Annotated in this window: 23 protein-coding genes; 11 read left to right on the top strand and 12 right to left on the bottom strand. The window is 68.2% G+C overall.

The annotated features are described in order from the left end of the window. Positions 1-80 precede the first annotated feature (80 nt). The 6 genes from ACFOD9_RS05540 to ACFOD9_RS05515 are packed head-to-tail and all read right to left on the bottom strand — an operon-like array spanning position 81 to position 6,304. A complete protein-coding gene (locus ACFOD9_RS05540) occupies positions 81-941 on the bottom strand; it encodes an amidohydrolase family protein (RefSeq protein ID WP_379509096.1) in 861 nt (286 codons plus the stop codon). 56 nt (positions 942-997) lie between these two features. Then, the gene (locus tag ACFOD9_RS05535; RefSeq protein WP_379509095.1) at positions 998-2,521 is read right to left on the bottom strand and encodes an acetyl-CoA hydrolase/transferase family protein; all 1,524 of its coding nucleotides are present in this window, start codon (positions 2,519-2,521) and stop codon (positions 998-1,000) included. Between the two features lie 31 nt (positions 2,522-2,552). Continuing rightward, complete coding sequence (locus tag ACFOD9_RS05530) at positions 2,553-3,473, bottom strand: alpha/beta hydrolase fold domain-containing protein (RefSeq protein ID WP_379509094.1); 921 nt, start codon at positions 3,471-3,473, stop codon at positions 2,553-2,555. Between the two features lie 18 nt (positions 3,474-3,491). Continuing rightward, positions 3,492-4,259, bottom strand: a complete 768-nt coding sequence (locus ACFOD9_RS05525) for an SDR family NAD(P)-dependent oxidoreductase (protein WP_379509093.1) — start codon at positions 4,257-4,259, stop codon at positions 3,492-3,494. Next, a complete protein-coding gene (locus ACFOD9_RS05520; protein ID WP_379509092.1) occupies positions 4,256-5,476 on the bottom strand; it encodes an LLM class flavin-dependent oxidoreductase in 1,221 nt (406 codons plus the stop codon). Before ACFOD9_RS05520 ends, ACFOD9_RS05525 begins: the two co-directional genes overlap by 4 nt. Before the next feature lie 12 nt (positions 5,477-5,488). After that, the gene (locus ACFOD9_RS05515) at positions 5,489-6,304 is read right to left on the bottom strand and encodes an alpha/beta fold hydrolase (RefSeq protein ID WP_379509091.1); all 816 of its coding nucleotides are present in this window, start codon (positions 6,302-6,304) and stop codon (positions 5,489-5,491) included. A 138-nt stretch (positions 6,305-6,442) separates the two neighbouring features. On the opposite strand from ACFOD9_RS05515, the gene ACFOD9_RS05510 reads away from it, so the two are divergent. Then, positions 6,443-7,321: an IclR family transcriptional regulator gene (locus ACFOD9_RS05510; protein ID WP_379509090.1), complete on the top strand. Its 879-nt coding sequence runs from the start codon at positions 6,443-6,445 to the stop codon at positions 7,319-7,321. A gap of 116 nt (positions 7,322-7,437) precedes the next feature. Beyond that, positions 7,438-8,256, top strand: a complete 819-nt coding sequence (locus ACFOD9_RS05505; RefSeq protein ID WP_379509089.1) for an SDR family oxidoreductase — start codon at positions 7,438-7,440, stop codon at positions 8,254-8,256. Positions 8,257-8,272: 16 nt separating this feature from the next. Here the strand turns inward: ACFOD9_RS05505 and ACFOD9_RS05500 are convergent, their stop codons facing one another. From ACFOD9_RS05500 to ACFOD9_RS05490, 3 genes are all read right to left on the bottom strand, one after another. Continuing rightward, positions 8,273-9,064: an SDR family NAD(P)-dependent oxidoreductase gene (locus ACFOD9_RS05500; protein ID WP_379509088.1), complete on the bottom strand. Its 792-nt coding sequence runs from the start codon at positions 9,062-9,064 to the stop codon at positions 8,273-8,275. Positions 9,065-9,087: 23 nt separating this feature from the next. Further along, positions 9,088-9,384: a 4a-hydroxytetrahydrobiopterin dehydratase gene (locus ACFOD9_RS05495; RefSeq protein WP_379509087.1), complete on the bottom strand. Its 297-nt coding sequence runs from the start codon at positions 9,382-9,384 to the stop codon at positions 9,088-9,090. A gap of 88 nt (positions 9,385-9,472) precedes the next feature. Next, positions 9,473-10,144 carry a TetR/AcrR family transcriptional regulator gene (locus ACFOD9_RS05490; RefSeq protein ID WP_379509086.1) on the bottom strand — a complete coding sequence of 224 codons (672 nt, stop codon included), beginning with the start codon at positions 10,142-10,144 and terminating at the stop codon, positions 9,473-9,475. Between the two features lie 160 nt (positions 10,145-10,304). Between ACFOD9_RS05490 and ACFOD9_RS05485 the strand changes: the two genes are divergently transcribed. From ACFOD9_RS05485 to ACFOD9_RS05475, 3 genes are all read left to right on the top strand, one after another. Further along, positions 10,305-11,129, top strand: coding sequence for a 4-phosphopantoate--beta-alanine ligase (locus ACFOD9_RS05485; protein ID WP_379509085.1), 825 nt, complete (start codon positions 10,305-10,307; stop codon positions 11,127-11,129). 54 nt (positions 11,130-11,183) lie between these two features. After that, entirely contained in the window at positions 11,184-12,236 is a 1,053-nt protein-coding gene (locus ACFOD9_RS05480; protein ID WP_379509084.1) for a hypothetical protein, read from the top strand. 122 nt (positions 12,237-12,358) lie between these two features. Next, positions 12,359-13,051, top strand: a complete 693-nt coding sequence (locus ACFOD9_RS05475) for a TetR/AcrR family transcriptional regulator (protein ID WP_379509083.1) — start codon at positions 12,359-12,361, stop codon at positions 13,049-13,051. A gap of 24 nt (positions 13,052-13,075) precedes the next feature. Here the strand turns inward: ACFOD9_RS05475 and ACFOD9_RS05470 are convergent, their stop codons facing one another. Then, positions 13,076-14,044 (bottom strand): LysR family transcriptional regulator, encoded by a 969-nt coding sequence (locus tag ACFOD9_RS05470; protein WP_379509082.1) that lies wholly within the window; start codon positions 14,042-14,044, stop codon positions 13,076-13,078. A 151-nt stretch (positions 14,045-14,195) separates the two neighbouring features. Here ACFOD9_RS05470 and ACFOD9_RS05465 point away from each other — a divergent pair, with 151 nt between their 5' ends. From ACFOD9_RS05465 to ACFOD9_RS05445, 5 genes are all read left to right on the top strand, one after another. Further along, entirely contained in the window at positions 14,196-15,425 is a 1,230-nt protein-coding gene (locus tag ACFOD9_RS05465; protein WP_379509081.1) for a Rieske 2Fe-2S domain-containing protein, read from the top strand. Positions 15,426-15,516: 91 nt separating this feature from the next. Beyond that, positions 15,517-16,701, top strand: coding sequence for a sulfotransferase family protein (locus tag ACFOD9_RS05460; RefSeq protein ID WP_379509080.1), 1,185 nt, complete (start codon positions 15,517-15,519; stop codon positions 16,699-16,701). A 29-nt stretch (positions 16,702-16,730) separates the two neighbouring features. Continuing rightward, on the top strand, positions 16,731-17,954 hold the full coding sequence (locus tag ACFOD9_RS05455; protein ID WP_379509079.1) for a DUF1214 domain-containing protein: 1,224 nt from the start codon (positions 16,731-16,733) through the stop codon (positions 17,952-17,954). Then, on the top strand, positions 17,951-18,922 hold the full coding sequence (locus ACFOD9_RS05450; protein ID WP_379509078.1) for a VOC family protein: 972 nt from the start codon (positions 17,951-17,953) through the stop codon (positions 18,920-18,922). The genes ACFOD9_RS05455 and ACFOD9_RS05450 overlap by 4 nt, the downstream gene beginning before the upstream one ends. Positions 18,923-18,943: 21 nt before the next feature. After that, positions 18,944-19,981 (top strand): aldo/keto reductase, encoded by a 1,038-nt coding sequence (locus ACFOD9_RS05445; RefSeq protein WP_379509077.1) that lies wholly within the window; start codon positions 18,944-18,946, stop codon positions 19,979-19,981. Positions 19,982-20,077: 96 nt separating this feature from the next. Here the strand turns inward: ACFOD9_RS05445 and ACFOD9_RS05440 are convergent, their stop codons facing one another. Then, positions 20,078-20,917 (bottom strand): SDR family NAD(P)-dependent oxidoreductase, encoded by an 840-nt coding sequence (locus ACFOD9_RS05440; protein ID WP_379509076.1) that lies wholly within the window; start codon positions 20,915-20,917, stop codon positions 20,078-20,080. A 202-nt stretch (positions 20,918-21,119) separates the two neighbouring features. Next, positions 21,120-23,324 (bottom strand): TonB-dependent receptor, encoded by a 2,205-nt coding sequence (locus ACFOD9_RS05435; protein WP_379509075.1) that lies wholly within the window; start codon positions 23,322-23,324, stop codon positions 21,120-21,122. A gap of 384 nt (positions 23,325-23,708) precedes the next feature. On the opposite strand from ACFOD9_RS05435, the gene ACFOD9_RS05430 reads away from it, so the two are divergent. Continuing rightward, complete coding sequence (locus ACFOD9_RS05430) at positions 23,709-24,020, top strand: putative quinol monooxygenase (RefSeq protein ID WP_379509074.1); 312 nt, start codon at positions 23,709-23,711, stop codon at positions 24,018-24,020. Positions 24,021-24,100 lie beyond the last annotated feature (80 nt).

Here is a 24,100-nt window from a genome sequence, read left to right as displayed (position 1 = left end):
AGGGACAGGGCCGACGCGGAAAACGCCCCCGCGAAGGTGCCGCCTGCCCCGCCCTGCTGCCCGGTCCAGCTGCCCGACCGTCAGGCGGATTGCGGCGCGGTGGCGGGCCAGTCGTAGACCTGGCGCGCGGTGCGGCCGAGCAGCCAGGCCTTGTCCTCGGCCGACAGGTGCGGATCGTCGCGGATGTAGAACAGGGCTTCGGCCCAGGAATAGGGTTCCCCGCCGAAATTGGCGCAGACCATGGGAATGGCGGTAAAGTCGCTCCCCCACATGATCCGGTCGCGCCCCCAGGCGTCGATCGCGCGGTAGAGCTTATCGCGCGCGGGCTGGAAGGGGTAGGCTCCGCCGTGCAGGATGCGCGGCGCGTGGCTCCATTTGAGGCGCAGGTTGGGATAACGGGCAAGGCCGAGGATGTGCTCGAAATCCGCCTCGCTGCGCGGCACGCCGCAATGGTCGAGAAGGAACAGGAGGTCGGGGAAGGCGCGGAAATACTGCTCGAAATCGGGGATACGGCCAGTGACCGAGATTGGCCGGCCAAGGCGCTGGGCGATGCGGAACAGGTCCATCCGATCTCCGGCGGCGGCGGCATCACGTTCGTGCGCGTCGCGCGAATCGTAGCGGAAGGCGCGGTGGCCTGGCGCGCGCGCGATTTCGGTCATCACCGACTCGAGATCGGGATCATTTGGGTAAAGGCGCAGCTGGAAGCCGTAGCGCTCAGGCCACCGCAGGCTGGCCATCTGCCCCCCCGGCGAGGTCGCCCGCCACTGGCCGCCAGGCAGGCGCAGGCCCGGCATCGAGCCATCGGGGTCCATGCGCGCGCTGGTCGCCCCCCACAGCTCGTCGATCAGGACCGAGCGGATGCCGAGCGCGTCCATCGCGCAGAGCCCGGCTTCGGCGTCCATGGTCATGAACAGATGGAACTGGGCGTCGACAATATCCATGCGATCCTCTCGTGCCGGTGCGGGCTGGCGCACTACAGCCGGTTGGGCGCGCGCAATCAAGCCAGGGCCGGTTTCATCGTCCCGGTGTCGATGAAGCGCTGGTGCCAGGACAGCGCCTCGCCGGGCAGCGAGGGGGAATGGAAGCCGTAGGCGCCATGGCAGGCGCGGTCGAAATAGTCCTCCAGCATGGGCCGGAAAGTGGGATGGGCGCAGCGCTGGATGATCAGGCGGGCGCGCTGCTTGGGCGAAAGGCCGCGCAGGTCGGCCAGGCCTTGTTCGGTCACCAGCACCTGCACGTCCTGATCGATGTGATCGACGTGGGAGACCATCGGCACGATGGTAGAGATCGCCCCGCCCTTGGCTAGCGAGGGGCTCATGAAGATCGAGATCCACGCATTGCGCGCGAAATCGCCCGAGCCGCCGATCCCGTTCTGCATCCGCGAGCCCATGATGTGGGTGGAATTGACGTTGCCGTAGATATCGGCCTCGATCAGCCCGTTCATGGCGATGCAGCCCAGCCGCCGGATCAGTTCGGGGTGGTTGCTGATCTCTTGCGGGCGCAGCACGATGCGATCCCGGTAGCGGGCCATCTCGGCATTGAGGCGATGCGCGTAGTCCGGGCTGAGCGAGAAGGCGGTGGACGAGGCCATCCGCAGCTTGCCGCTATCCAGCAGGTCCACCATCCCGTCCTGGATCACCTCGGTGAAGGCGGTCATCCCCTCGAACGGGCCGGTGATGAGGCCGGTCAGCACGGCATTGGCGATATTGCCCACGCCCGACTGGAGCGGCAGCAGCGAGGCCGGCAGGCGGCCCTGGCGCACTTCGTGACCGAGAAATTCGAGAATGTGCCCGGCAATGGTGTGCGAGGTTTCATCGGGCTTGCGGAAGGCCTGGTTGCGATCGGGCGAGTCCGTTTCGACCACGGCGACGATCTTGCCGGGATCGCAGCGGAAGGTGGGCGAGCCGATGCGATCATCGGCGCGGACCAGCGGGATCGGCTGGCGGTTGGGCGGCAGGGCGTCGCAGCACCAGATATCGTGCATCCCCTCCATCTCGCGCGCCTGCCAGCAATTGACCTCGACAATCACCTGGCGGGCCTGGTCGAGCCAGGTCTGGTTGTTGCCGACCGACGAGGAGGGCACCAGCGCGCCATCCGCGCGGATCGCGGTCACCTCGATCAGCGCCGTGTCGAGCGGGCCGAAGAAGCCCTGGAGGGTCATCGGGGCGACTTCGCTGAGGTGGATGTCGCAATAGTCCAGCTCGCCGCGGTTGATCTGGTCACGCACCACGGGATCGGAATTGTAGGGCGCGCGGAAATCGATGCCCCTGGCCCGGGCCAGCGCGCCATCGAGTTCCGGGCCGGTCGAGGCGCCGGTCCACACCTTGAGCGAGAAGGGATCGCCGGCCGCGTGGGCCATCTCGATCCGCCGGGCGAGCGCCTGGGGCACCGCCTTGGGATAGCCGGCGCCGGTGAACCCGCTCATCCCCACCGCGGTGCCTGGGCGGATCAGCGCCGCCGCGCCTTCCGCATCCATGATCTTGCCGTGCAGACAGGGGTGAGCGACGCGGGTGTTGGCCATGGGCCAGACCTCTACGCGCGGGGCATCGCTGTCAATCCGTGCCGAGGCTGGCCGTGCCCGGGGTGGCCGTGCCGAGGCTGGCGATGAACCGGGCGATCTCCGCGAAGGTTTCGGCGGCTCCCGCCAGCGCCATGTCGCGGGTGACGGCAACGTGTTCCATGCCGGGCACCAGTCTGAGCCGCGCGGGCACCCGGGCGGTGACGAGCTGCGCGTGGAACGTGCAGGCATCGTCCGCCAGCACCTCGCCCTGCCCCGCGCTGACCAGCGTGGGCGGAAACAGGGTGGCGGCGGCGAACAGCGGCGAGGCGAGCGGATCGGTGGCGGGCGCGCCTTGCAGGTAGAGCGCGGCGGCCTCGCGCGCGGACTGTTCGGAGAACAGCGGATCGCTGGCCGCATTGGCGCGATAGGCCGGGCTGGTGACGGTGAGATCGAGCCATGCCGAGAGCAGGACCAGCCCCAGCGGCGGGGCGGGATCGCGGGCGGCAAGCTGCGCGAGAGCCGCGGCGATGCCCCCGCCGGCGGAATCGCCGCTGAGGATCAGCCGCCTCTCGCCCGCCGCGACGAGCGCCTGCTGCGCGGCCCGCGCATCGACGATGGCGGCGGGAAAGGGATGTTCGGGTGCGAGGCGGTAGGCCGGGCAGACCACGGTCACCCCGCAGCGCCGGGCGAGCGCGGCGGCGAAAGGGGCGACCTGTTCGGGCTGGCCGATACGGTAGCCGCCGCCGTGGAAGTGCAGCACGGTGGCGGCCGATGGCCCGGCCGGCCGGAAGCGCAGGGCGCGCACGCCGCCAAGGTCAATCGCCTCGGCCGGCGGATCGGTGCGCCACAGGCCCGCCGCCGCCGCGCCGGCCAGGCCTTGCCGGCGCTGGGCGAGATCGGCGGGCGCGGGCTGGCCCGGCCGCTCGGGCGGCAGGTGCGGGGTGGCGGCGGCCATCGGGCAATCGGACGGCATGGGCTTCCTTCCGGCGGTTCAGAACGGCGTGGTCTGCGCCGGTTCGATCTGCGGGCGATCGACCAGCCGCCCCAGTTGCGGGCCGTTTTCCCCCAGGGTCACGCAGAAGAACTGGCCGGTGATGGAGGCATCGGCGCCGACATGGGCGATGGCCCGGGCCAGGTCATCGGGCGCGAGCATGGGCACCGACTGCGCGGCGGCCGAGGCCAGCGCCATCGGGGTTGCCGTCAGCGCCGGGAGCACGGCGTTGACCCGCACGCCGATGGCGGCGAACGACGGCGCCATCGAGCGGACCATGCCGAGAACGCCCGCCTTGGTGGCCGAATAGGGCGGCGAATAGGGCACCGGCACGATCGCGCCGAACGACGAGACCGAGACGATCGAGCCGCCGCCGGTCTTCGCCATGACCGGCGCGAGCAGATAGGAGCACAGGAAGGTGCCGAGCAGGTTGACGTCGAGCACCTGCCGGATCTGCGCCAGCGGCCAGTCGGCCAGGCTGTCATGGCGGCCCATGATCCCGGCGTTGTTCACCAGGAGGTCGATCCGGCCAAAGGCCTCCACCGCCCGGCTGGCGAGCGCCTGGACATCGGCTTCGGCCGCCACGCTGCCGGTGACCGCGATCGCCTCGCCGCCGGCCGCGACGATCCGCGCGACGCGGTCGGCGGCGGCCGGGTCGGTGTCGAAGATCACCACCCTGGCCCCCTGCCCCGCCAGCAGATCGGCGGTGGCCCCGCCGATGCCCATGGCGCCACCGGTGACCACGGCGACCTTGCCGGCCCAGCTCATTCGGCCGCTTCTACGGCCATGCGCCCGGAGGGAACGCTATTGTCCAGCCCCTTGAGCGTGGGCAGCACGTGTTCGGCAAAGAGGCGCAGGTTGTCGCAGGCATCCTCGTGCGTGAGGGCCGCGGCCTGGGCCATGATGCCGAGGTGGCCAAGCCCTTCCATGTGTTCGTTGAAGGCGAGGATCTGGTCGAGCACCTCCTGCGGTTCGCCGGAGAAGACCATGCCGGCCTCGGCCAGTTCGGCATCGGTGGGCACGGCCGACATCGCCTTGCCGCTGGGCAGGTAGCGCGGCGGGCCGCCGCCGGCGTTCATCCGGCCGCGCGACGGGCTACGCAGGGCGGCGGCGAATTCCTCCGGCCCGCCATAACCGGAGGGAGCGACGTGGGCCGCGTTCATCCGGCGCACGCTGGCGAGATAGGCCTTCATCTGCGCGGTCCGCTCGGCCGCCTCGGCGCGGGTCTTGCCGATCGCGACCATGCCGAGATAAGCCAGCCGATCGACCTGCGGCGCATGGCCGAAGGTTTCGGCATAGACGCGGCGGTAGGTGTCGTAGACCGGCTTGCTCGGGAAGCCGCCGATGAAGCCGAACATCCGGTAGCCGCGCCGGGCGATGAGCGTGGCGCTGCCGTTGCTGTTGGCCGACATCCAGATCGGCGGATGCGGCTGCTGCACCCCGCGCGGCCACAGGTTGATGTTGCGATAGTTGAAGTGTTCGCCCTCCCAGGCAAACGGCGCGTCGTTGCGGGTCATCGCCGCCAGGATCAGGTCGTGCGCTTCCCAGAAGCGGTCCATCATCCCCGCCGGGTTGGCGTTGGAGGCGAACAGTTCCCAGCCCGCGCCCTTGACCATGCCCATTTCCAGCCGTCCGCCCGAGACATTGTCGATCCAGGCATATTCCTCGGCCACGCGGACCGGATCGGGGCGGTTGGAAATGATCGAGCCGAGACCGAGGAGCCGCGCATTCTTGGTCTGCCGCGCCATGACGCCAAGCGCCATGGTGACCGAGATGTTGAGGCAGGTGGCGGCGGTGTGATGTTCGTTGAACATGATGTTCATGCCCAGCTCGTCGGCCAGAACATACTGGTCGAGATACTCGTTTAGCAGCTTCGACATCAGCGCCGGGTCGGCATGGTGGCCGGGAATGTCCACCCGCAGCGCGCCGGGAAACTTGTCCCAGGCCGGGTGATAGCTCTGCTCGGTGAAATACCAGACGTCCATGGGATGGCCTCCTTACGCCTTGGCCTGGGCGGCGGCTTGCGGGGTCAGGGCGAAATCGGCGACGGCCCGGGCCACGGCTTCGGGCTGATCGTGAAAGGCATAGTGGCCAGCCCCGGCGATCGCCTGAAAGCGGGCCTGGGGAAGCACCCTGGCCACCGCCTCGGCATAGCCGCGCGAGGCGACCGCATCCTCTTCGCCCCACAACACGAGCGCCGGCATGGCCGCGCGGTGGAGCCGGGCCTTCAGCGCCGGACTGTGGAGATAGGGCGCCCAGCCGAAGCGGGTGAAGGCCTCGCGGTTGCGCGCCGCGCGCAGGGCCACATCCTCGGGCTCGGCGCTCCAGTCGCGCTCGTCCTCGGGGGCGCCGGCGAGGAAATGGCGCGACCAGTCGGGCGGGGGCAACTGGAACAGGTCGATGAAATCGCGGTCCGCGCGCTCGGCAAAGCGCAGGCCCAGCGGATTGTCGAGCACCAGCCGGCCGATGCGGTGGGCATATTTGGTGGCGATCTCCAGCGCCAGCCAGCCGCCGAACGAGGAGCCGACCACGGTGAGATCGTCCCAGCCCTCGGCATCGATCAGGTCGAGGTAGAAATAGGCGAGATCATCGACGGTGCGCGTGGTGCGCGGCAGTTCGCTGAGGCCGAAGCCGGGGTGCGCCGGAGCGATGACGCGGAAATTCTCCGCCAGCCGCGCGATCACCGCCTCGTCCGGGTCCAGCCCTTCGCTGGCGTGGAGATAGAGCAGCGGCGGCCCTTCCCCGCGCTCCAGACATTCGAATGTGATGCCGTTCAGCTGCCGCCTCCGCGGCAGTGCCCTGGGATAATACATCGCATCTCTCCACCGGCGCCTTGACATTTTTATTGCAATGTCGAAAACGTTCTACATGATGCAATACCGATGCGCCTCCGTCAATGACCCCGGCGGTCGTGAAGCCCTGCCCGGCGACAATCGCGGGAAGCGGCGGCCATGACCCGGCCCGCCCTGTCGGCGCTGCGGGCGCTGGAGATCATCGATTTCCTGTCGCAGGCGCCCAGCCATGCCTACACCCTGTCGGAGCTGGTCCGGCACACCGGGACCAACGTGGCTTCGCTCCATGCCGTGCTCGCGGTGCTGATGCGGCGCGGCTACCTGGTGCGCCATCCGGTCCACAAGACCTACCGCCTCTCGCCGGCGCTGGCCGCGCTGGGCGAGGCGGTGGCCGCCAACGACCCGATCCTGGGCCATGCCCGCAATGCCGCCCGCAACCTGGCCGAGCGCACCGGGCTGGAAGTCACCGTCACCGCCCGCGCCGGCGAGGACGCGGTGTGCCTGGCGCGGGCAGCGGGGGCCACGGCGCCGCGCACCAGCATGAGCGTGGGCCAGCGGCTGACCCTGCGGCCGCCGCTGGGCACGCTGTATTATGCCTGGTCGGAACCGGACGAGGTGGAGGACTGGATCGCGCGGGGCGACTGGTCGGACGCGGCGCGCGCGCGCGCGGCGCTGGACCTGGTGCGGTCGCGCGGGTTCCTGGTCACGGTCGGCTCGTCGCTCCACGACGCGCTGGCCGAGCAGCGCGACGACCACCAGCCGCGCGCCCGATCGAACGAGAACCTCGCCCGGCTGCTCAAGGGGCTGGAGCGCGCGGTCTACCAGCCCGAACGCATCGAGCCGGGCGAAAGCCATGCCGTGGATCTCATCTCCGCGCCGATCTTCGACCATACCCGCCAGGCGACCTATGCCATGAACCTCACCGGCTTCGCCCAGGATCTGACCGGCGAGGACATCCTGCGCCATGCCCGCCTGCTCACCGAGGAATGCGACGGGGTGATGCGCGACAGCGGAGTGCACGGCGCGCCGCGGCGATAATGCGCTGGATGGGGCCACGGCCCGCTTGACTTGTCCGCGCCGGCAGGCGCTCCCTGTCGCGCGAACAGGGCCATGCGCCGGACCGGCCAAGGCCAGCAGCGATGCGGGGAGGACAGATGCAGGACAGCGACAGGAAGGTGGCGATCATCACCGGCGCGGGCGGCGGGATCGGCGGGGCGACCGCGCGGCGCCTGGCGGCCGATGGCTTCCACGTGGTGCTCAGCGACCTCCATCCCGGCGCGGCCGAGCCGCTTGCCCGGGAACTGGGCGGGCGCTTCGTGCAGACCAACGTGACCCGCGAGGAGGAGGTGGCCGCGCTGGTCGATACGGCGGTGGCGACCTATGGCCGGCTCGACGCGATGATCAACAATGCCGGCATCCGCGGGGTGAGCGGCTCGATCCTCACGCTCAGCGCGCAGGACTGGGCGCGCGACATGGCGGTCCTGCTCGACAGCGTGGTGTTCGGCATGAAGCACGCGGCACGGGCGATGATCGCGGGCGGGCGCGGCGGGGCGATCCTTTCCACCAGCAGCATCGCCGCCTTCCGCAACAATTCGCCCCACCCCTACACGGTGGGCAAGACCGCGGTGATCACCCTCACCCAGTCGGTCGCCACCGAACTGGCGCCGCATGGCATCCGGGTGAACGCCGTGGCGCCGGGCTTCGTGCCTTCGCCGATGACGGCAACCTTCTATGGCTCGGTCGACAAGGCGCGCGAGAGCATCGCCGCCTCGACCCCGATCGGCTATGCCGTGGAAGCACGCGACATCGCCGCCGCCTTCGCGTTCCTGGCGGGCGAGGATGGCCGCGCCATGACCGGGCAGGTGCTGCTGGTCGATGGCGGAATGGCCCATTGCCCGTCGCCCGCCGGTGGGCGCTATGCGATGGAGCCGGTGTTCGTGGGCAGCGCGACGCTGGACGCGCCGGCGCCCTGACGCCCGTGCGGGGCGATCAGGGCAGCCCCCAGAGCCCGCCGGCGACATAAAGCGTCTGCGAGGTCAGGTAGGCGGATTTATCGGAAGCGAAGTGCATGACCGCATCGGCCACTTCCTCGCAGGTGCCCTGGCGCGGGATCGCGATCTGCGAATTCTCGCGCTGGTCGTCCAGCCGGTCCACCAGCGCCTGGAAATCGGGATAATCCACCTCGTCGCGGCTGGTGGCGATGTTGCCGGGCACCACGATGTTGGCGGTGATGCCGTGAATGCCGAATTCGAGCGCGATGGCCTTGGTCAGGCCGATCAGCCCGGCCTTGCAGGCCACGTTGTGCGCGCGCAGGCGCAGGCCGCGCACGCCATCGGGGCCGCCGATGTTGACGATCCGCCCGAACCCGCGCTCCGCCATGCCCGGCAGGACCAGGCGCGAGAGGTAGAAGATCGACGAGAGATTGGTGCCGATCACCGCGTCCCAATCTTCGGGCGCGATATCAAGGAAGGCCTGGCGGCGGCGGCGCGCGGCGTTGTTGACCAGATAATCCACCGGTCCCAGCGCCGCCGCGATCTCGCCGACCATCCTTTCGCAGTCCCCGGCCTGGCCGACATCACCGAGCGCGATGGCGGCCCGGGCGCCGCGTTCTCGCACCTCGCGGGCGACGGCTTCGGCCTCCTCGCGGTTGGCGCGGACCACGATCCCGACATCAATGCCCCGGTCGGCGAAGGCCAGGGCGATGGCCCGGCCGATGTTGCGCCCCCCGCCCGTCACCAGCGCGGTGCGCCCGCTGAACCCGCCTGCCGCCGACTGGGCCATCTTCCGCTCTCCCCCCAAGCCGTTCAGGCCACGATTCCATCGATCAGCCGGGCCAGCGCGATATCGCGCTCGGACAGGCCGCCGGCATCGTGGGTGGTGAGCGTGATCGTCACCCGGTTGTAGACATTGCTCCATTCAGGATGGTGATCGGCCCGTTCGGCATGAAGCGCGACCCGGGTCATGAAGGCGAAGGCCTCAGTGAAATCGGCAAACCGGAAGGTTCGGTGGATGCCATCGGGATCGGCCACGGCGGACCAGTCCGGCAGGCTGGCGAGGGCGAAGGCGCGGGCCTCGTCGGTGAGTTTTTCCAGCTTCGGCATTCGCTTGTTCTCCCGTGGCCCTATCCTGGTGGCCGGGCTGGCCGGCGTGGCGCGTTGGTAGCCGCGCAGGGTGATTAATGATAGAACATTACCTTTGGTCCACCACCGCGATTTCCCGGGCAAGCGCGGCGGTTACCGGCGCGGAGAGGATGGCCACGGTCGCATCGATGACCGCCTGGACCAGCATGGGCAGGAGCGCGCCGTTGCCTTCGCCGGATTCGAGCCAGGCCTCCACCTGGGCCAGCCCCGAGATGAAATGGGTGCGCGCGAAGGCCAACCGGATCGAGACGAGCCGGGGCGGCAGCGAGGCGGCCAGCAGCCGGGCCAGCAGCGCCTCGGCCACCTCCCACTGGGCCATGACCTCGCGCGGCACGAAAGTGCGCGCGAGGCGGGTTTCGATCAGCGCGCGCTCGAGGAAGCGCAGGTAATGGTTGCCCTCGGCCCGAGGCTCGAGAAAGACCGCCAGCGCGCGCACCAGCGGGGCGACGATCCCCTCCACCTCGGCCGACCGGCGCATGGTCGCCAGATCGAGGCGGACCGTGCGCGACTGGAACACCGCGGCCAGCAGGCCTTCCAGCGACCCATAGTGATAGTGGATCGCCGAGGCATTGCGGGTTGCCGCCGCGCGGTGAATTTCCTGGACCGTGGCGCCCGCGAACCCGCGCTGGGCCACGACCCGCTCGGCCGCGAACAGCAGCCGGTCCTTGAGGGACTGGCCAGCTGGGGCCGGGGCCGCGCGGCTTGCGATATCGTCGAACATGGCCGACCATTGCACGCCACCCGCCCCAGTCAAGCGGCGCAGATGACAATTCCCGGCGCACCCGCACCAGCCTTATTGAACCAGCTTCATTTTTCCGATAGCCATGCCCCATCTGTCGCCCTACCTGTGAGTCCCGCCAGGGACCATGCGGAGAATTTTGATGAAGATCCTCTCGAAGATTTCGGAAATCCGCGAACTGCTCAACCCGGCCCGGGCCTCGGGCAAATCCATCGGGGTCATGGGCACCAGCGGGCGGATGCACGCCGGCCACCAGTCGCTGGTCCAGCGCGCGGTCGACGAGAACGAGCTGGCGATCATGTTCTGGCTCGGCGCGGCCGGAACCGCGCTGTATGATCGCAACTGGGACGATGACCGCAAGCTGGTCGAGGCCACCGGCATCCAATATGCCTACCTGCCCGACTATGCCGACTATATGCCGGTGCGGCCCAACCTCACGCTCACGATCATCCCGCAGCTGTCGACCGGCGCGCCGCCGATGGAGAAGATCGAGCATCTCGACGCGGTCACCACCTCCACCGCCAAGCTGTTCAACATCTTCGGGCCGATGCGCTACTATTCGGGCGAGAAGGACTGGCAGCAGCTGGCCATGTTCAAGCGCATGGTCATCGATATGGCCTATGACATCGAGGTGATCGGCTGCGAGGTAGTGCGCGAGGACGATGGGCTGGCCATGTCGAGCCGCAACGTCAAGCTGACGCCCGAGGACCGCGCCAAGGCGCCCGCGCTCTACCAGGCGCTCGAAGCCGGCAAGGCGGCGATCGAGGGCGGGGAAACCAGCTCGGCCAAGGTTACCGACCTGGTGCGCCGGCGCATGGCCGAGGCCGGCGAGGTGGTCTATGTCCACGCGGTCGACGCGGCGACCCTGCAACCGATGGACAGGCTGACCGGCGACATCCGGATCATTGCCTCGCTGCAACTGGGCATCGTGCCGCTGGTGGACAATATCGGGGCCGTGGCGGCCTGACAGGCGCCGCGGCGGGACCGGAATCGAAAACGACAACAGCAATGGTGAGGTGGCATGGCCAGGAAATATCGCGTCGCGCAGTGCTATACCGGTCCGGTCGGCTCGGAGATCGTGCGGCGGATGGCCGGCCACCCGCAGCTCGACCTGGTTGGCGTGCTGGTCCACTTTCCCGAGAAGGTCGGGCTGGATGCCGGCGAGATGGTGGGCGCCGCGCCCAACGGGGTGATCACCACCAACCGGCTTGACGACATCATCGCGCTCAAGCCCGATGCCGCGATCTGGAGCGGCTCGGTCAACGACATCGATGCCTATGTGCAGCTGCTCGAGGCCGGGATCAACGTCTATACCGGGATCGGCTGCTACTACCTGCCCCACTCCCCCGACGAGCCGCGCCTGACCGCCGCCGCGCTGAAAGGCGGCGCCTCCATTACCGCGGGCGGCAACATTCCCGGCCTCATCGCCGATGCCCTGCCGCTGTTCCTGTCCGGCTATACCGGCAAGATCCGCCAGCTGCGGATGTGGCAGCGCAACGACATGGCCAATGGCCCCTCGGCCACGCAGATCCAGTCGCTCGGCGTAGGCTTCTATCCGGGGGAGTGGCCCTACACCGAGGCCATGAACGCCGGGTTCACCTGGACCATCGGCCAGTCGGCCCGGATGGTGGCTGATGGTCTCGGTCTCCAGTGGGAGGACGTGCGCCTGGAAAGCCACGAGCTGGCCCTCGCGCCCGAGGACTACGTGCTTCCGGCCAGCGGGCTGGAGATCAAAAAGGGCATGGTGGCCGGCGTGCGCTGGACCTGGTACGCCCGCGCCAATGGCGGCCGCGATTTCTACCGGCTGGTCAACGAGCAATCGACCCGGCTCGATCACGGCGACGACTGGCGCAAGACCTATGACGATCCGGCCTGGCGGGTGGAGATCGACGGCGACCCGCCGATCGTGTGCACCTTCGGCTGGCCGAGCGGGACCGCGCCCGGCAAGGCCTGCCACGATCTCAACGCGGCGCGGGCCATGGCCATCGTCCCCCGCCTGATCGAGGCCCGGCCCGGCGGAGTGAGCGTGCTCGACTTCCCCGCCCCGGTGGCCGGCGACGGGCTGTTCGGCTGACCGGACCGGCCAGGCCGGGGCCGCGCCGGGCAGCGCATGGGCATAAGGGCGGCCACCGGCTTGCCGAAGCCGGTTTTTTCCGCGAACACAGGCCGCGATGACCTTTGCCGCGTGGGATACCGATGGCTGATACAGGGGCTGCAACCGGGCCGGCCAGCGCAGGGGCGCCTGGCGACGACTACAGCGTGGCGGGACAGAAGCTGGGGCCGAAGGGCCGCCAGGTGCGCGAGCGGCTGAAAACCGCGGCGCGTGTGCTGATGGCCTCGCACCCCACCTCGCCGCCCACGCTGACCGCCATCGCCCAGGCCGCCGAGGTCAAGCTGACCGCGGTCTATCGCTACTATGCCGATGTCGGCGCGCTCTACCTTGATGCGATGCAGCCGCTGCGCGAGGAGATGGCGCCGGTGGCGGCCCTGCTGGCTCAGCCTTGGGCGCCGGGCACCGAATATCGTGAAGCCCTGGCCTTCGCCACGGCCCATTTCGACTACTGGCTGGAACGGCGCGGCGCGCTGTTCGTCCGCAATGGCCTGGCCGAACATGGCGACCCCCGGTTCATCGCCTTGCGCGCCACCTGGGCCAATCCGCTGTTCCAGGCGCTGGGCCGCAAGCTGGCCGCTGCCCACGGGCGCGAGGTAGGCGACGAGGACATGGCGGTGGCCGCTGTGGTCGCCTCAGGCATGGAGCGGACCACCACCATCGTGCTCCAGCAGACGGCAAGCGGGGAAAGCCCGGGGATGTTCCGCAAGGCCAGCCAGCAGACCGCGATCGCCCGCATTCTCACCACCCTGCTGCGCCACGACTACCTGGAATCCTGACCGCGCGAGGGCCGGCGCCGGCGGTCAGGCCCGGGCCGGTTGGGCACTGGTCGGATTCAGCCACTTCAGCCTGAAGCCATCGCCATCGGTGACGATCTCGGTCGAATAGGCATGGGCCATCATGTGGCGGATGAACGACTGGATGGCCTCGGGCAGGCGCTGCTCGGCCCAGCTCACCCGGATCTCGACGATGCTTTCGGCCGGCTGGTCGGCGATCGGCGCGAAATAGACCCCGTCGAACTGGTTCTGCAGGCCCGAGGCAAAGGCGAAGCCCGCGCCCAGCCCCGCCGCGACGAGAAAGCGCATCTCCGAGGCATCGCGCGCGTGCTTGGCCAGCAGCGGGCGGAAGCCGGCGGCCATGCAGCAGGCCATCAGCGCATTGTGCGCCTCGGTCCCCACCACGGGATCGGGGATCAGGAACGGGCGGTTGCGAAGCAGGGTCAGGTCGATCGGCACGCCGCGCGGCACGTCCCAATCCGACGGCAGGGCCAGGATATAGGGTTCGCGTCCGATCGTGCGCCAGTGCAGGCCGCGCGTTTCGAACACGGTCGCCCCGGCAAGGCCGACATCGATCTCGCCGCAGCGCAGGGCATCGGCCTGTTCGTTGGCCGACATCAGCCGCAGGTCGAGCTGGAGTTCGGGATGGGCCATGCGGAACGCGCGGATGCCGCGATAGGCCATGTGGCTCCACATCGAATTGCTGTAGGCGACCCGCAGGGTGCGCGGGGCGCCGCTGCCCGCGATCTGGGCGCGGCGCAGCGCGAGGCTGGCATGATCGATCAGCCCCGGCGCCTCATCAAGCAGGGCCGCGCCGGCCGCGGTCAGCGCGATGCGCCGCCTGCTGCGATCGAACAGGGGTTCGCCCACCACGTCTTCCAGTCGCTTGATCGTGCGGCTCAGCAGCGGCTGGGTGGTGCCCAGCTGCTCGGCCGCGCGGGTGAAGCTGAGGGTGCGCGCGGCGACGACGAAGCATTCGAGCAGCCGGGTATCCATCGGCAAGATCCTTGTGCCGGCGCGGGCGATTGCGGCCTGGCCGGCCCGACTCATGCAGATTGTGCATGATAACTGCTGGCGTTTGCGCTGTGTCGCGTATCGATAGCGCGGTATTCTGCGCGCCAACAAGCCCGAAATAACGGAGGCGAGGATGATCACCGAAGAACAGAACCGGCTGTTGACCCATGTGGAGGGTGATGCCCCGCTGGGCCAGATGATGCGGCAGCGCTACTGGATTCCCTGCGCCCGCAGCGCGGCCCTGGTGCCCGATGGCGCGCCCCAGCACGTGCGCCTCCTGGGCAGCGACTATGTGGCCTTTCGCGCCACCGATGGCCGCATCGGCTTTTTCGACGAGGCCTGTCCGCACCGGGGCGCCTCGCTGGTGCTTGCCCAGAACAAGGACTGCGCCCTGCGCTGCCTTTACCATGCGTGGAAGATCGACGTTTCGGGCACGGTGGTCGACATTCCCTCGGAAGGGGAACGCGGCGAGGCGATCGGCGCGAGGATCAAGGTCAACAAGTATCCCACCTTCGAGGGCGGCGGGATGCTGTGGGTGTTCCTGGGCGATGGCCCGCCGCCGCCGCGCCCGCCCCTGCCCTTCCTTGATCTTGACGAAAGCCGGGTCTGGGTTTCGCGCAGCATTTCGCCGAGCAACTGGTTCCAGGGCGTGGAGGGGACGATCGATTCGGTCCACGTGGGCACCATGCACCAGAGCTGGATCGCGCAGCATTTCGGCAAGGCCAGCGCCGACAAGCCGGGCGAAGGCTCGATCGGCCTGACACTCAACACCCACCCGCGCTACGAAGTGCAGGATACGCCCTATGGCATGAAGGCCGCGGCGATCCGCACGCTGGCCGATGGCAAGCAATATGTCCGCGTGACCAGCTACGTGATGCCCTTCGTCTCGCTGGTCCCGGCCAGCGGATCGGACCGCACCGGCACGATCTTCATCGCCGTCCCGCGCGACAACACCCACCACATCCTGTTCTGGGGCTTCTGGAACGAGGACGGGCCGCGCATGGAATCCGAAAAGCAGATGACCGTGGGGACACGCGATCCCGACAACTGGGTAACCTTCGACGAAGGCCCCAACCGCACCTGGGGCCAGGACCGCGAGGCCATGGCCAGGGGGCACTTCACCGGCTTCACCAGGTGCCTGGTCGATGAAGACCTCGTGCTCCAGGCCAGCCAGGGGGTGATCCAGGATCGCACGAAGGAGAACCTGGTATCGAGCGACGTGGGCATCGCCCGCCTGCGCCGCCGGATGCTTGACGAGATCGCCGCCTTCCAGCGCGGCGAACCGGCCGCCGATGTGCCCGACACGGTGCGCCCGCTCGACACCGTCCAGCCAGCCGATTACGTCTGGCGCGAATTGGCCTGACAACCGGCGCCGCATAGGCGATCAACAGCGCGATCGCCCCGGCACCGGCAAGGCAGGCCGGGGCGCAAGACAAGAACAAGGGGAGATGTGAATGCCCGATGCGCCCTGCATCACCGTGCCCAGCGCGCAGAGCCTCATGGACGCAGCGCGCGGCCGGACCGGACTGGAAAATTTCGGATCGCCCAGCTTCGCGGGCGGCCTGGAGCAGTTCCTCGGCAGCATGGCGGAGGAGCGCGCGCTGTTCACCCAGGAGGGGATCGACCGTCTGGTTGCCACCCTGACCGACAGCCTCGCCCAGCGCCTGCGGATCGAGGACTGGTATGCCGGACATCCCGAGATCGAGGCCGAGCAGCCGGTCAGCCCGCTGCTGATCACCGGCCTGCCGCGTACCGGGACCAGCGCCTTTGCCAACGTGCTCTCGATCGAGCCGGCCTTCCGCCCGCTGCGTCCGTGGGAGCAGGCCTCGCCGGTGCCGCCGCCGGTGGCTGGCGAGGAGGCGAACGATCCGCGCCGGCTGGGCATGATCCGCTCCATGGAGATCATGCAGCGCGACCATCCCGAGCAGATGACCATGCACCTCCACGAAGTCGACGCGACGACCGAGGACGTCCAGATCCTGCGGCTGGATTTCCGCGCGCAAAGCTTCACCGCGCCACTCTATGGCTATCACCGCTGGTGGCGCGACCAGCCGATGCGCGATGCCTATGCCTACCAGAAGCGCGTGGTGAAGTTGCTGCAATCGCGGCGCGGCCCCAACCGCTGGCTGTTCAAGGCGCCGCACTATGTCTTCCACCTCGAAGACGTGATGACCGCCTATCCCGATGCGCGCTTCGTGGTTACCCACCGCGATCCGGTGAAGACCCTGCCCTCCTGGGCCAGCCTGCTGACCAGCCTGTTCCCCCCCGGCACGCGCGAGCGGGTGGCGATGGACCGGTTCGGCGCCCATCTGGTGGAGCACCAGGCGATCGGGATGCAGCGGATGATCGAGGCCCGCGCCCGGATCGGCGAGGATCGCTTTCTCGACATTCACCACCACCACTTCGTGGCCGATCCGCTGGGAACGCTGGGCCGGGTCTATGATTTCATCGGCCTGCCCTTTGCGCCCGAAACCCAGGTCCGCATGGCGCAGTGGTCGGAGGACAACCGCCCCGGCAAGCACGGCACGCACCGCTATACCGCGGCCGAGTTCGGGCTGGATGAACAGGCGATCCGCGAGCGGTTCGCTTTCTACACCGACCGCTACGACGTAAGGCTGGAAAAGATCGCCGCGGCCTGACCGGCCGGGCTGACAGGGAGACGATTGCCGTGAGCGACAGCTTCACCAAGTGGACCGATATCGTGGGCGGGCTGGAACCCGTCTCGGCGCGGCTGATGGAACGCTGGGGCCGCACGGGCGGCGATCCGGCGGACCGGCAGGATCTTGACCGCCTGCTGCTCTCCGCCGTCGCGGGCGCCTGGCTGAGCCACGTTGCGCTTGATCCCGCGCAGCCGGCCTTTGCCCCGCTGTGGAACAACTGGCTCAACATGGCCGGCCCCAACCCGGACTATGTCTACCGCGTGGCCGATGTCGATCCCAAGGGCGTCTACCGCATCTCGGGCTATCGCGGCTCCTCGCGCTTCGTGGAAGTGGCGCAGAGCGGGTGGGAGATGATGCTGCCGCGGCCGCCCGCGCCGAAGACACCGCCTTCCCCGGACGCCCCGCGCCCGGCCCCGCCCAAGCCCCTGCCGTTCCACGATCTCGACGACCTTGCCGTGGGCGCCGATGGCTATTTCAGCGTGATCCTGAGCGCCGAGCGCCCGGAGGGGCATGAGGGCGACTGGTGGCCGCTCGATCCGCGCTGTATCAAGCTGATGATCCGCTCCTGCGCCTGCGACTGGCTGCGCGAGGTGGACGTGCGCCTGGCGATCATCCGGCTCGATGCCAGCGCCCCGATGGACCGGGTGGAGCTTTCGCGCCGCATGGGCAATGTCGCCAGGTGGAGCGAGGGCATCCTCGCCTTCGACATCAGCCACGCCCAGCACTACCGCGACACCCACGAAACCAACCAGCTGCTGGTCAGCCAGGCCATGCTCCAGGGCGGCGGGGTGGCCGAGCAGCTCTATTACGACTGCTGGTACGAGATCGGCGAGGACGAGGCGCTGATCATCGATACGGCCGTGCCGGAAACCGCGCGCTACTGGCAATTGCTGGTCGCCGATGACCGGTTCAGCACGGTGGACTGGGTCTATCGCCAATCGAGCCTCAACGACAGCCAGATGCGCGTCGATCCCGATGGCCGGGTGCGCGCGGTGGTGAGCGGGCGCGATCCGGGGGTGCACAACTGGCTCGACAAGGCCGGCAACCGCACCGGGATCGTCCAGATGCGGCTGAAATCGGCCAGCCCGGTGCCCGATCCGGTGACCAAACTGGTGCCGCTGGCCGAGGTGATGGACCACCTGCCGGCCGGCACCCCGCGCGTCTCGCCCGAGGAGCGGGCCGAGAGCCTGCGCCAGCGGGCCGAAGGCGCCCAGCTGCGGATCTACTGGTGAGCGCGTCCGATCCGCACCTTGCCAATGCGCTGGCCGCGCAGTTTGTGCGGATCGGCTATGTCGCGGCCAATGTGCGCGACCTGGAACGCTCGCGCGCTTTCTACGAGGCGGTCACCCCGCTGCGCGCCAGAACCCGCACCCGCGCGCCGCTCCAGCCCTTCACCCTGCTGGGCGAGGCGCAAGGGCGCTTCGATGGCTGGCTGATGGATGATGGCAGCGGCGGCGACCCCACCTGCCTTCACCTGATCCAGTGGCAGGAACCAGCGCCGCGCGGGCAGGCCAACCCCACCTTCTTCCATGCCGGCTGGGGCAAGATGGCGATCAGCCACCGGGGCGCACAAGAGGTGCTCGATCGACTGGCCGCCCATGGGGTGAGGCCGTCCAATCCGACGATCCACCGCGACTATGTCTCGATCACCGATCCCGATGGCATCGTGATTTCGTTCCTGCCCAATCCGCAGCGTCCGCCATCGCTGTTCCACTGCGTGTCGGGGCCGAGCGATCCGGCGCGCACGGTGCGCTTCTACCAGGCGCTGTTCGGCCTGGAATACTGGATGAAAAGCCAGCCGCCGGCGCCCCTGCCCACTTCGCAGGGGCCGGGGGCCGAGATCGTCCAGTGGGATTCGCACATCCTGCGCGCCTGGGGCGACCACCGCTTCAACATCGATGTCTCCAAGATCCTGTTCCCGGCCCAGACCGGCACGCCCAACCCCGATCCGCTGGCCATCGGCATCGCCCGGATCGGCATGGAAGTGCGCGACATCGAGCCTGCCTTCGACCTGATCGGCCGGGCGCTGGCCACTGGCGAGCATGGCGCGGCGCGGCTGGCCGGCCCCATCGAGGACTGGGACTACGGCCCCGATGCGCCGCGCCGCCGGGCCTTCGCGCTCAAGGACCCCGACGGGATGCACATCGATATCTACCAGCCCGAACGCCACTTCGTCGCCTCGGCGCCGACCGCCGCCTGAACCATCCGGAGAACCGCAACCGTGAACTATCGTCAACTCGGCCGCACCGGCGCCTTCGTTTCGGAAATCGCGCTGGGCGCCGGCACCTTTGGCGGCGATCCGGCCCAGGGCGGGATGCTGCAATCCACCGCCGACGCGCTGGTGGCCTGCGCGCTTGAGCACGGGGTCAACTTCTTCGACACGGCCGATGCCTACCTTTCCGGCCAGTCGGAAACCCTGCTCGGCCATGCTTTTCGCAACCTGGGCCTGTCGCGCTCCGACATCTTCGTGTCGAGCAAGGTCCAGAACCCGATGGGGCCTGGCCCCAACGATCGCGGCGCCTCGCGCCTGCACATCATGGACGGGGTGAAGAAGAGCCTGAAGCGGCTCCAACTCGATCATCTCGATCTCTACCAGATCCACAGCCACGATCCGGTGACCCCGATCGAGGAGACGATGCGCGCGCTCGACGATCTGGTGAGCCAGGGGCTGGTGCGCTACATCGGCGCCTCCAACTGGCGCGCCTACCGCATCGCCAAGGCCAATGGCATCGCCGATCACTTCGGCCGCGCCCGCTTCGTCACCACCCAGGGCTACTATTGCCTTTCCGCCCGCGACGTGGAGCGCGAGCTGATCCCCTGCCTGGAAGAGGAAGGCGTGGGCCTGCTCGCCTGGTCGCCGCTCGACGGCGGGTTCCTGACCGGCAAGTTCCCGCGTGACGGGACCATGGCCCCCGGCACCCGCCAGGCCCGCCTCCAGGGCTATCCGCCGGTCAACCGCGAACGCGCCTGGGACTGCGTCGACGTGATGCGCGAGATCGCGGCGGAAATCGGCGCGACGATCCCGCGCGTGGCCATCGCCTGGGTGCTCCATCGCCCCGCCGTGTCCAGCGTGCTGGTCGGCGCCAACCGGGTGGAGCAGCTGGCCGACACGCTCGCCGCCGCCGAGATCAGCCTGTCGCAGGACCACCTCGACCGGCTCGACGCGGTCAGCCGGCTGCCGTCCGAATATCCCGAATGGATGCTGACCCGTCAGGCGCCCTCGCGCTTTCCGGCCGAATTCAAGCGCAAGCCGGATTGACGGCCCCGCCCACCGCCGGGTCTGATCTTGAAGCGAAGCCCGCAGGCCGGTGATCCGGCCCGCGGGCTTGGCGCCTTGTCGGGAAGCCCGAGTGGCCTAGTCGCCCTTGTTCATGATCAGGATCGGCTGGGCCTGGTGGCACAGCGCCCCGCCCTCGATGAAGATCTGCGATCCCGTGACATATTTGGATTCGTTCGACGCGAGGTAGATCGCGCCGTTGGCGATATCCGCCGGTTCGCCCAGCTGCGGCACCAGCACCAGCTTCTCGAAGGCTTCCTTGATGTGCGGCGTCCCGAGCATCCGCTCGAAATTGGCGCTGCGGGTGTTGATGAAGCCAACGATGATGGTGTTGGTGCGGATGTTCTCCTTGCCATAGGCGAAGGCCATCTGCCGGGTCAGCGAATTGATCGCGCCCTTCGAGGCGGCATAGGACGGACGCTCCGGAATGGCGCCGACCGAGGACGAGGCCGAGATGTTGATGATCGATCCGCAGCCGACCTGGCGCATATAGGGGATGATGTGCTTGCTGGCCCAGATCGTGCCGTAAAGCGCGCCGTGCATGATCTCGTCGAGGACCGACGTCTCCAGCTTGTCCACCTGGGAATCCCCGCCGGAACCCACATCGTCGCTGGCGATGGCATTGTTGACCAGGATCGAGATCGGGCCGAGCGCATCGGCGGCCTGCTTGACCGCGGCGGCCAGATCGGCCTCGCTCTTGTTGTTGGCGCGGATGAACATCCCGGTGCCGCCGACTTCCCGGAGCCGCTCCTCCACCTCGTAGCCGGCGTCGGACCGGCCGGTGAAGGCGACCTTGGCGCCCTGCTGGGCCATCATGATGGCGATCACCCGGCCAATGCCGCGCGTGCCGCCGGTGATGAAGGCGACCTTGCCCGCCAGGCGGTTGCCCTTGACCTTTTCGCTTTCAAGCAAGTCCATCGCAAATCTCCCAGTCGCACAGTGAATTGAAGGTAGTTCACTTTTATCCGGGGTAGCCAGACTGCCCTGCCCTGTCAATGCGGCCCGGCGTCGGTCCCGCACAAGCCAGGGGCCGGTGGCGCGTTCCCGCGCCACCGGCCCCTGGTTCGACATGGCGATCGGCCCGGGCGGTCGCGCTGGCAACCGCCCGGACCAATCCGGTTCAGTACTTGTAGCCCAGCTTGACGCCGAAGGTGCGCGGCGTGCTCAAGACCTTCTTCGAGCCCAGGCCTTCCGCCGTGAAGAGGATGGCATAGCGCTTGTCGGTGAGGTTGTTCACCCAGGCGCCGATTGTCAGGTGATCGCCGGGCAGGTGATAGTCGATCGTGGCATTGGCCTGGAAATAGCCCTTCTGCTCGTAGACCGCGCCGGTCGTCAGGTCGAAGCCTTCGGACGTGGGAGCATACTTGCTGGAATAGGCGCCATTGGCGGCAACCACCACGCTGCCCTCGCCCACCGGGATCGTGTAGTCGGCCCCGATGTTGAAGGTCCAGTCGGGCGCGCGCGAGATGCGCCGGCCCGACCAGTTCTGGCCGCCCGTCACCGACCCGTTGACGCCGGGCAGGATCTCCACGATCGGGTTCGCATTGGCAAAATTGCGATAGCGGGCGTGGGTATAGGCGGCGGCGGCACGCACGTTGAACTGCTCGGTCAGCGGCGCGGAGACCGATGCCTCGAAGCCCCAGATCCGGGCCGTGGCCGCATTGGTCAGGCTGGTCAGGGTGCGCTGGGTGGCGGGGTCGATCTGGACCGCGTTAACCTGCAGGTCCTTGTAGTCGTAGTAGTAGGCGGCGGCATCGAAATAGATCCCGTGGCTCGCCGCCTTGAGGCCCACTTCGTAGGCATCGTTCTTTTCGGGCCGGACCGGGGTGGTCATGGTCGCCGGGCTGCCGGTGCTGTTGAACAGGCCGCTCTTGAAGCCGCGGCTGTAGGAGGCATAGACGCTCATGTCGGGCTGGAATTCGTAGCGCACGGTGAAGCGCGGGGTCCACGAATCGAACGAAGCCCTGGTCAGCGGCACGACCACCGTGGCCGGCGAGACCAGACGATTGAACGATTCGATGCTGCGCTTGTCGCGGCTGTAGCGAACGCCCGCCGTCAGGTAGAGGTTCGGGACCGCCTGCCAGGTGGCATCGACATAGCCGGCCAGGCCTTCGGTGCGCTGGGTGGTGAAACCACGGGCGCGCATCACGCCGAAGCTGTAGAACGGCGCGTCCTGGCTGGACTTGTCGTGGTAGTACATCCCGCCGACGGTGAGATCGAGATTGTCCGCCGGCTTGGCCTGGAAGTCGAGCGCCTGGGTCCAGGTCTTGCGGTACCAGCGGGCATCGAAGCGCTGCAGCGGAACCTTCGTGCCGTCGAAATCGACGTCGACGTGGAACAGTTCGTTGGCATAGGACGTGTAGGAGTTCAGCTTGCCAAAGCCGGTATCCCACGAAAGCTTGCCGGTGAATTCATCGAGCCGCGACGAGTTGATCGGCGGGGTATCGACCGACGAGGTGTCGGGCTGGTCGGTGCGAAGCGGACCGATCGGCGGGATCGGCACCACGCCGGCCAGCGACTGGTTCTTGTAGAAGCCATAGGCGTAGGTGGAGCCATCGTCCTTCCACATATGGTTGTAGCCCAGGGTCAGCGACACATCGGCCGAAGGCTCGTACTTGAGCTTGGTGCGGACTTCCCAGTTCGAATAGGGCGCCGCGTTGCTGCCATCGACATCCTTGATGTAGCCATCGTTCGAACGATAGTAGCCACCCACGCCGAACGACAGGCCATTGCCCAGCGGCACGCCGGCATAGGCGCGCAGCCGCACGTCGTTGAGGTTGCCGTAGCCGGCATCGGCATCGAAGATCACCTTGTCGGCGCTGGGTTCGCGCGTGGTGACGAGCAGGGCGCCGCCGGTGGCGTTGCGGCCATAGAGCGTTCCCTGCGGCCCCTTGAGGATCTGGACATTGGCGACGTTGACCAGGTCGCCGCCCAGCGAGGTGCTGATCGGCTGGTAGAAGCCATCGACATAGACCGCGATGTTGTTTTCGATGCCCGGCCCAAGGGCGGTGCTGGTGATGCCGCGGATCGACAGCTGCATGAACACGCCGGTGCTCGACACGCGGAACGAGGGCGCGATGTTCTGGACATCGCGGATGTTCACGATGTTGGCCTTCTGCAGGGTATCGGCCGACATCGCGGTGATCGAGATCGGCACGTCCTGCTGCTTTTCAGCCCGGCGCTGGGCGGTGACGATGATTTCGCCGCTGGAGCTGGCCGACCCATCCGGCGCAGCGGCGGCTTGGGCCACGCCGGGCGCGAATGCGGCCAGCCCGACCAGGCACCCCGACGCAAGCAGATGCGCCTTCGCGATTTTGCTGATCATATCCTCTCCCTCCATCATGAGTCCGAGCGGTTGGTCGCCAGGATCTCCATCCCTTGGTCTTGCCGGCGATGATATCGCCGCCTTGCCCAGTTCCCATACCGGGCGGATTTTTACCGCCCCGGCGATCCGGCAATTCCTGGTGCTGCCGGTCTAGTTATGCAGCGCGCACTTTATATGATGCCGCCCACCTGTCAATCACTTCCCGGCAAGCCGCACATCGCGCGTTTCCGGCCAAGGATCGTGGATCGCGCGGGACCAGCGCCGGATGGGCCTTGCGATATGTTGTGATTACTGCTCATCTCTGCGCCGCCCGGGGCAGCGCCAGCGCTGCTGCCCTGCACCCGACAAGACGCCAAGCACAAAGATCTGGAAGGATGCGGAAAAATGGAAGTGGTGGTCCACTATGCGATGACAGCCCGCCCCGATCGCGGACCGGAACTGGGCGCGCTGCTGCTTGACCTGGCCGGGCGCCTGGCAACCATGCCGGGATGCCAGGGAACGCGGACGCTCGTCGACCAGGCCAATCCGGCTACGTTCGTCTTCATCGAATTCTGGGCTTCCGCGGAGAGCCAGGCGACCGCCGGCGCCGCGCTGGGCAAAGCGGTCTTCGGCGCGATCATGCAGTGCCTTGACGGGCCACCGCAGATGCGAAAACTGTCGCCAGTTCCCCAAGCCCCGGACGCGTCGGCCCGGTAGGACGCTCCGGCAAGCCGACGGCGGTTCGGCACCCGTCGGTGCCCGGTTTTGCGATTGACAGTTGCCGTCCAACTTATAAA

Origin of the sequence: Novosphingobium bradum, from assembly GCF_042646485.1 — a bacterium.
Lineage (GTDB): Bacteria > Pseudomonadota > Alphaproteobacteria > Sphingomonadales > Sphingomonadaceae > Novosphingobium > Novosphingobium bradum.
This window is presented reverse-complemented; position numbering and strand designations above follow the sequence as displayed.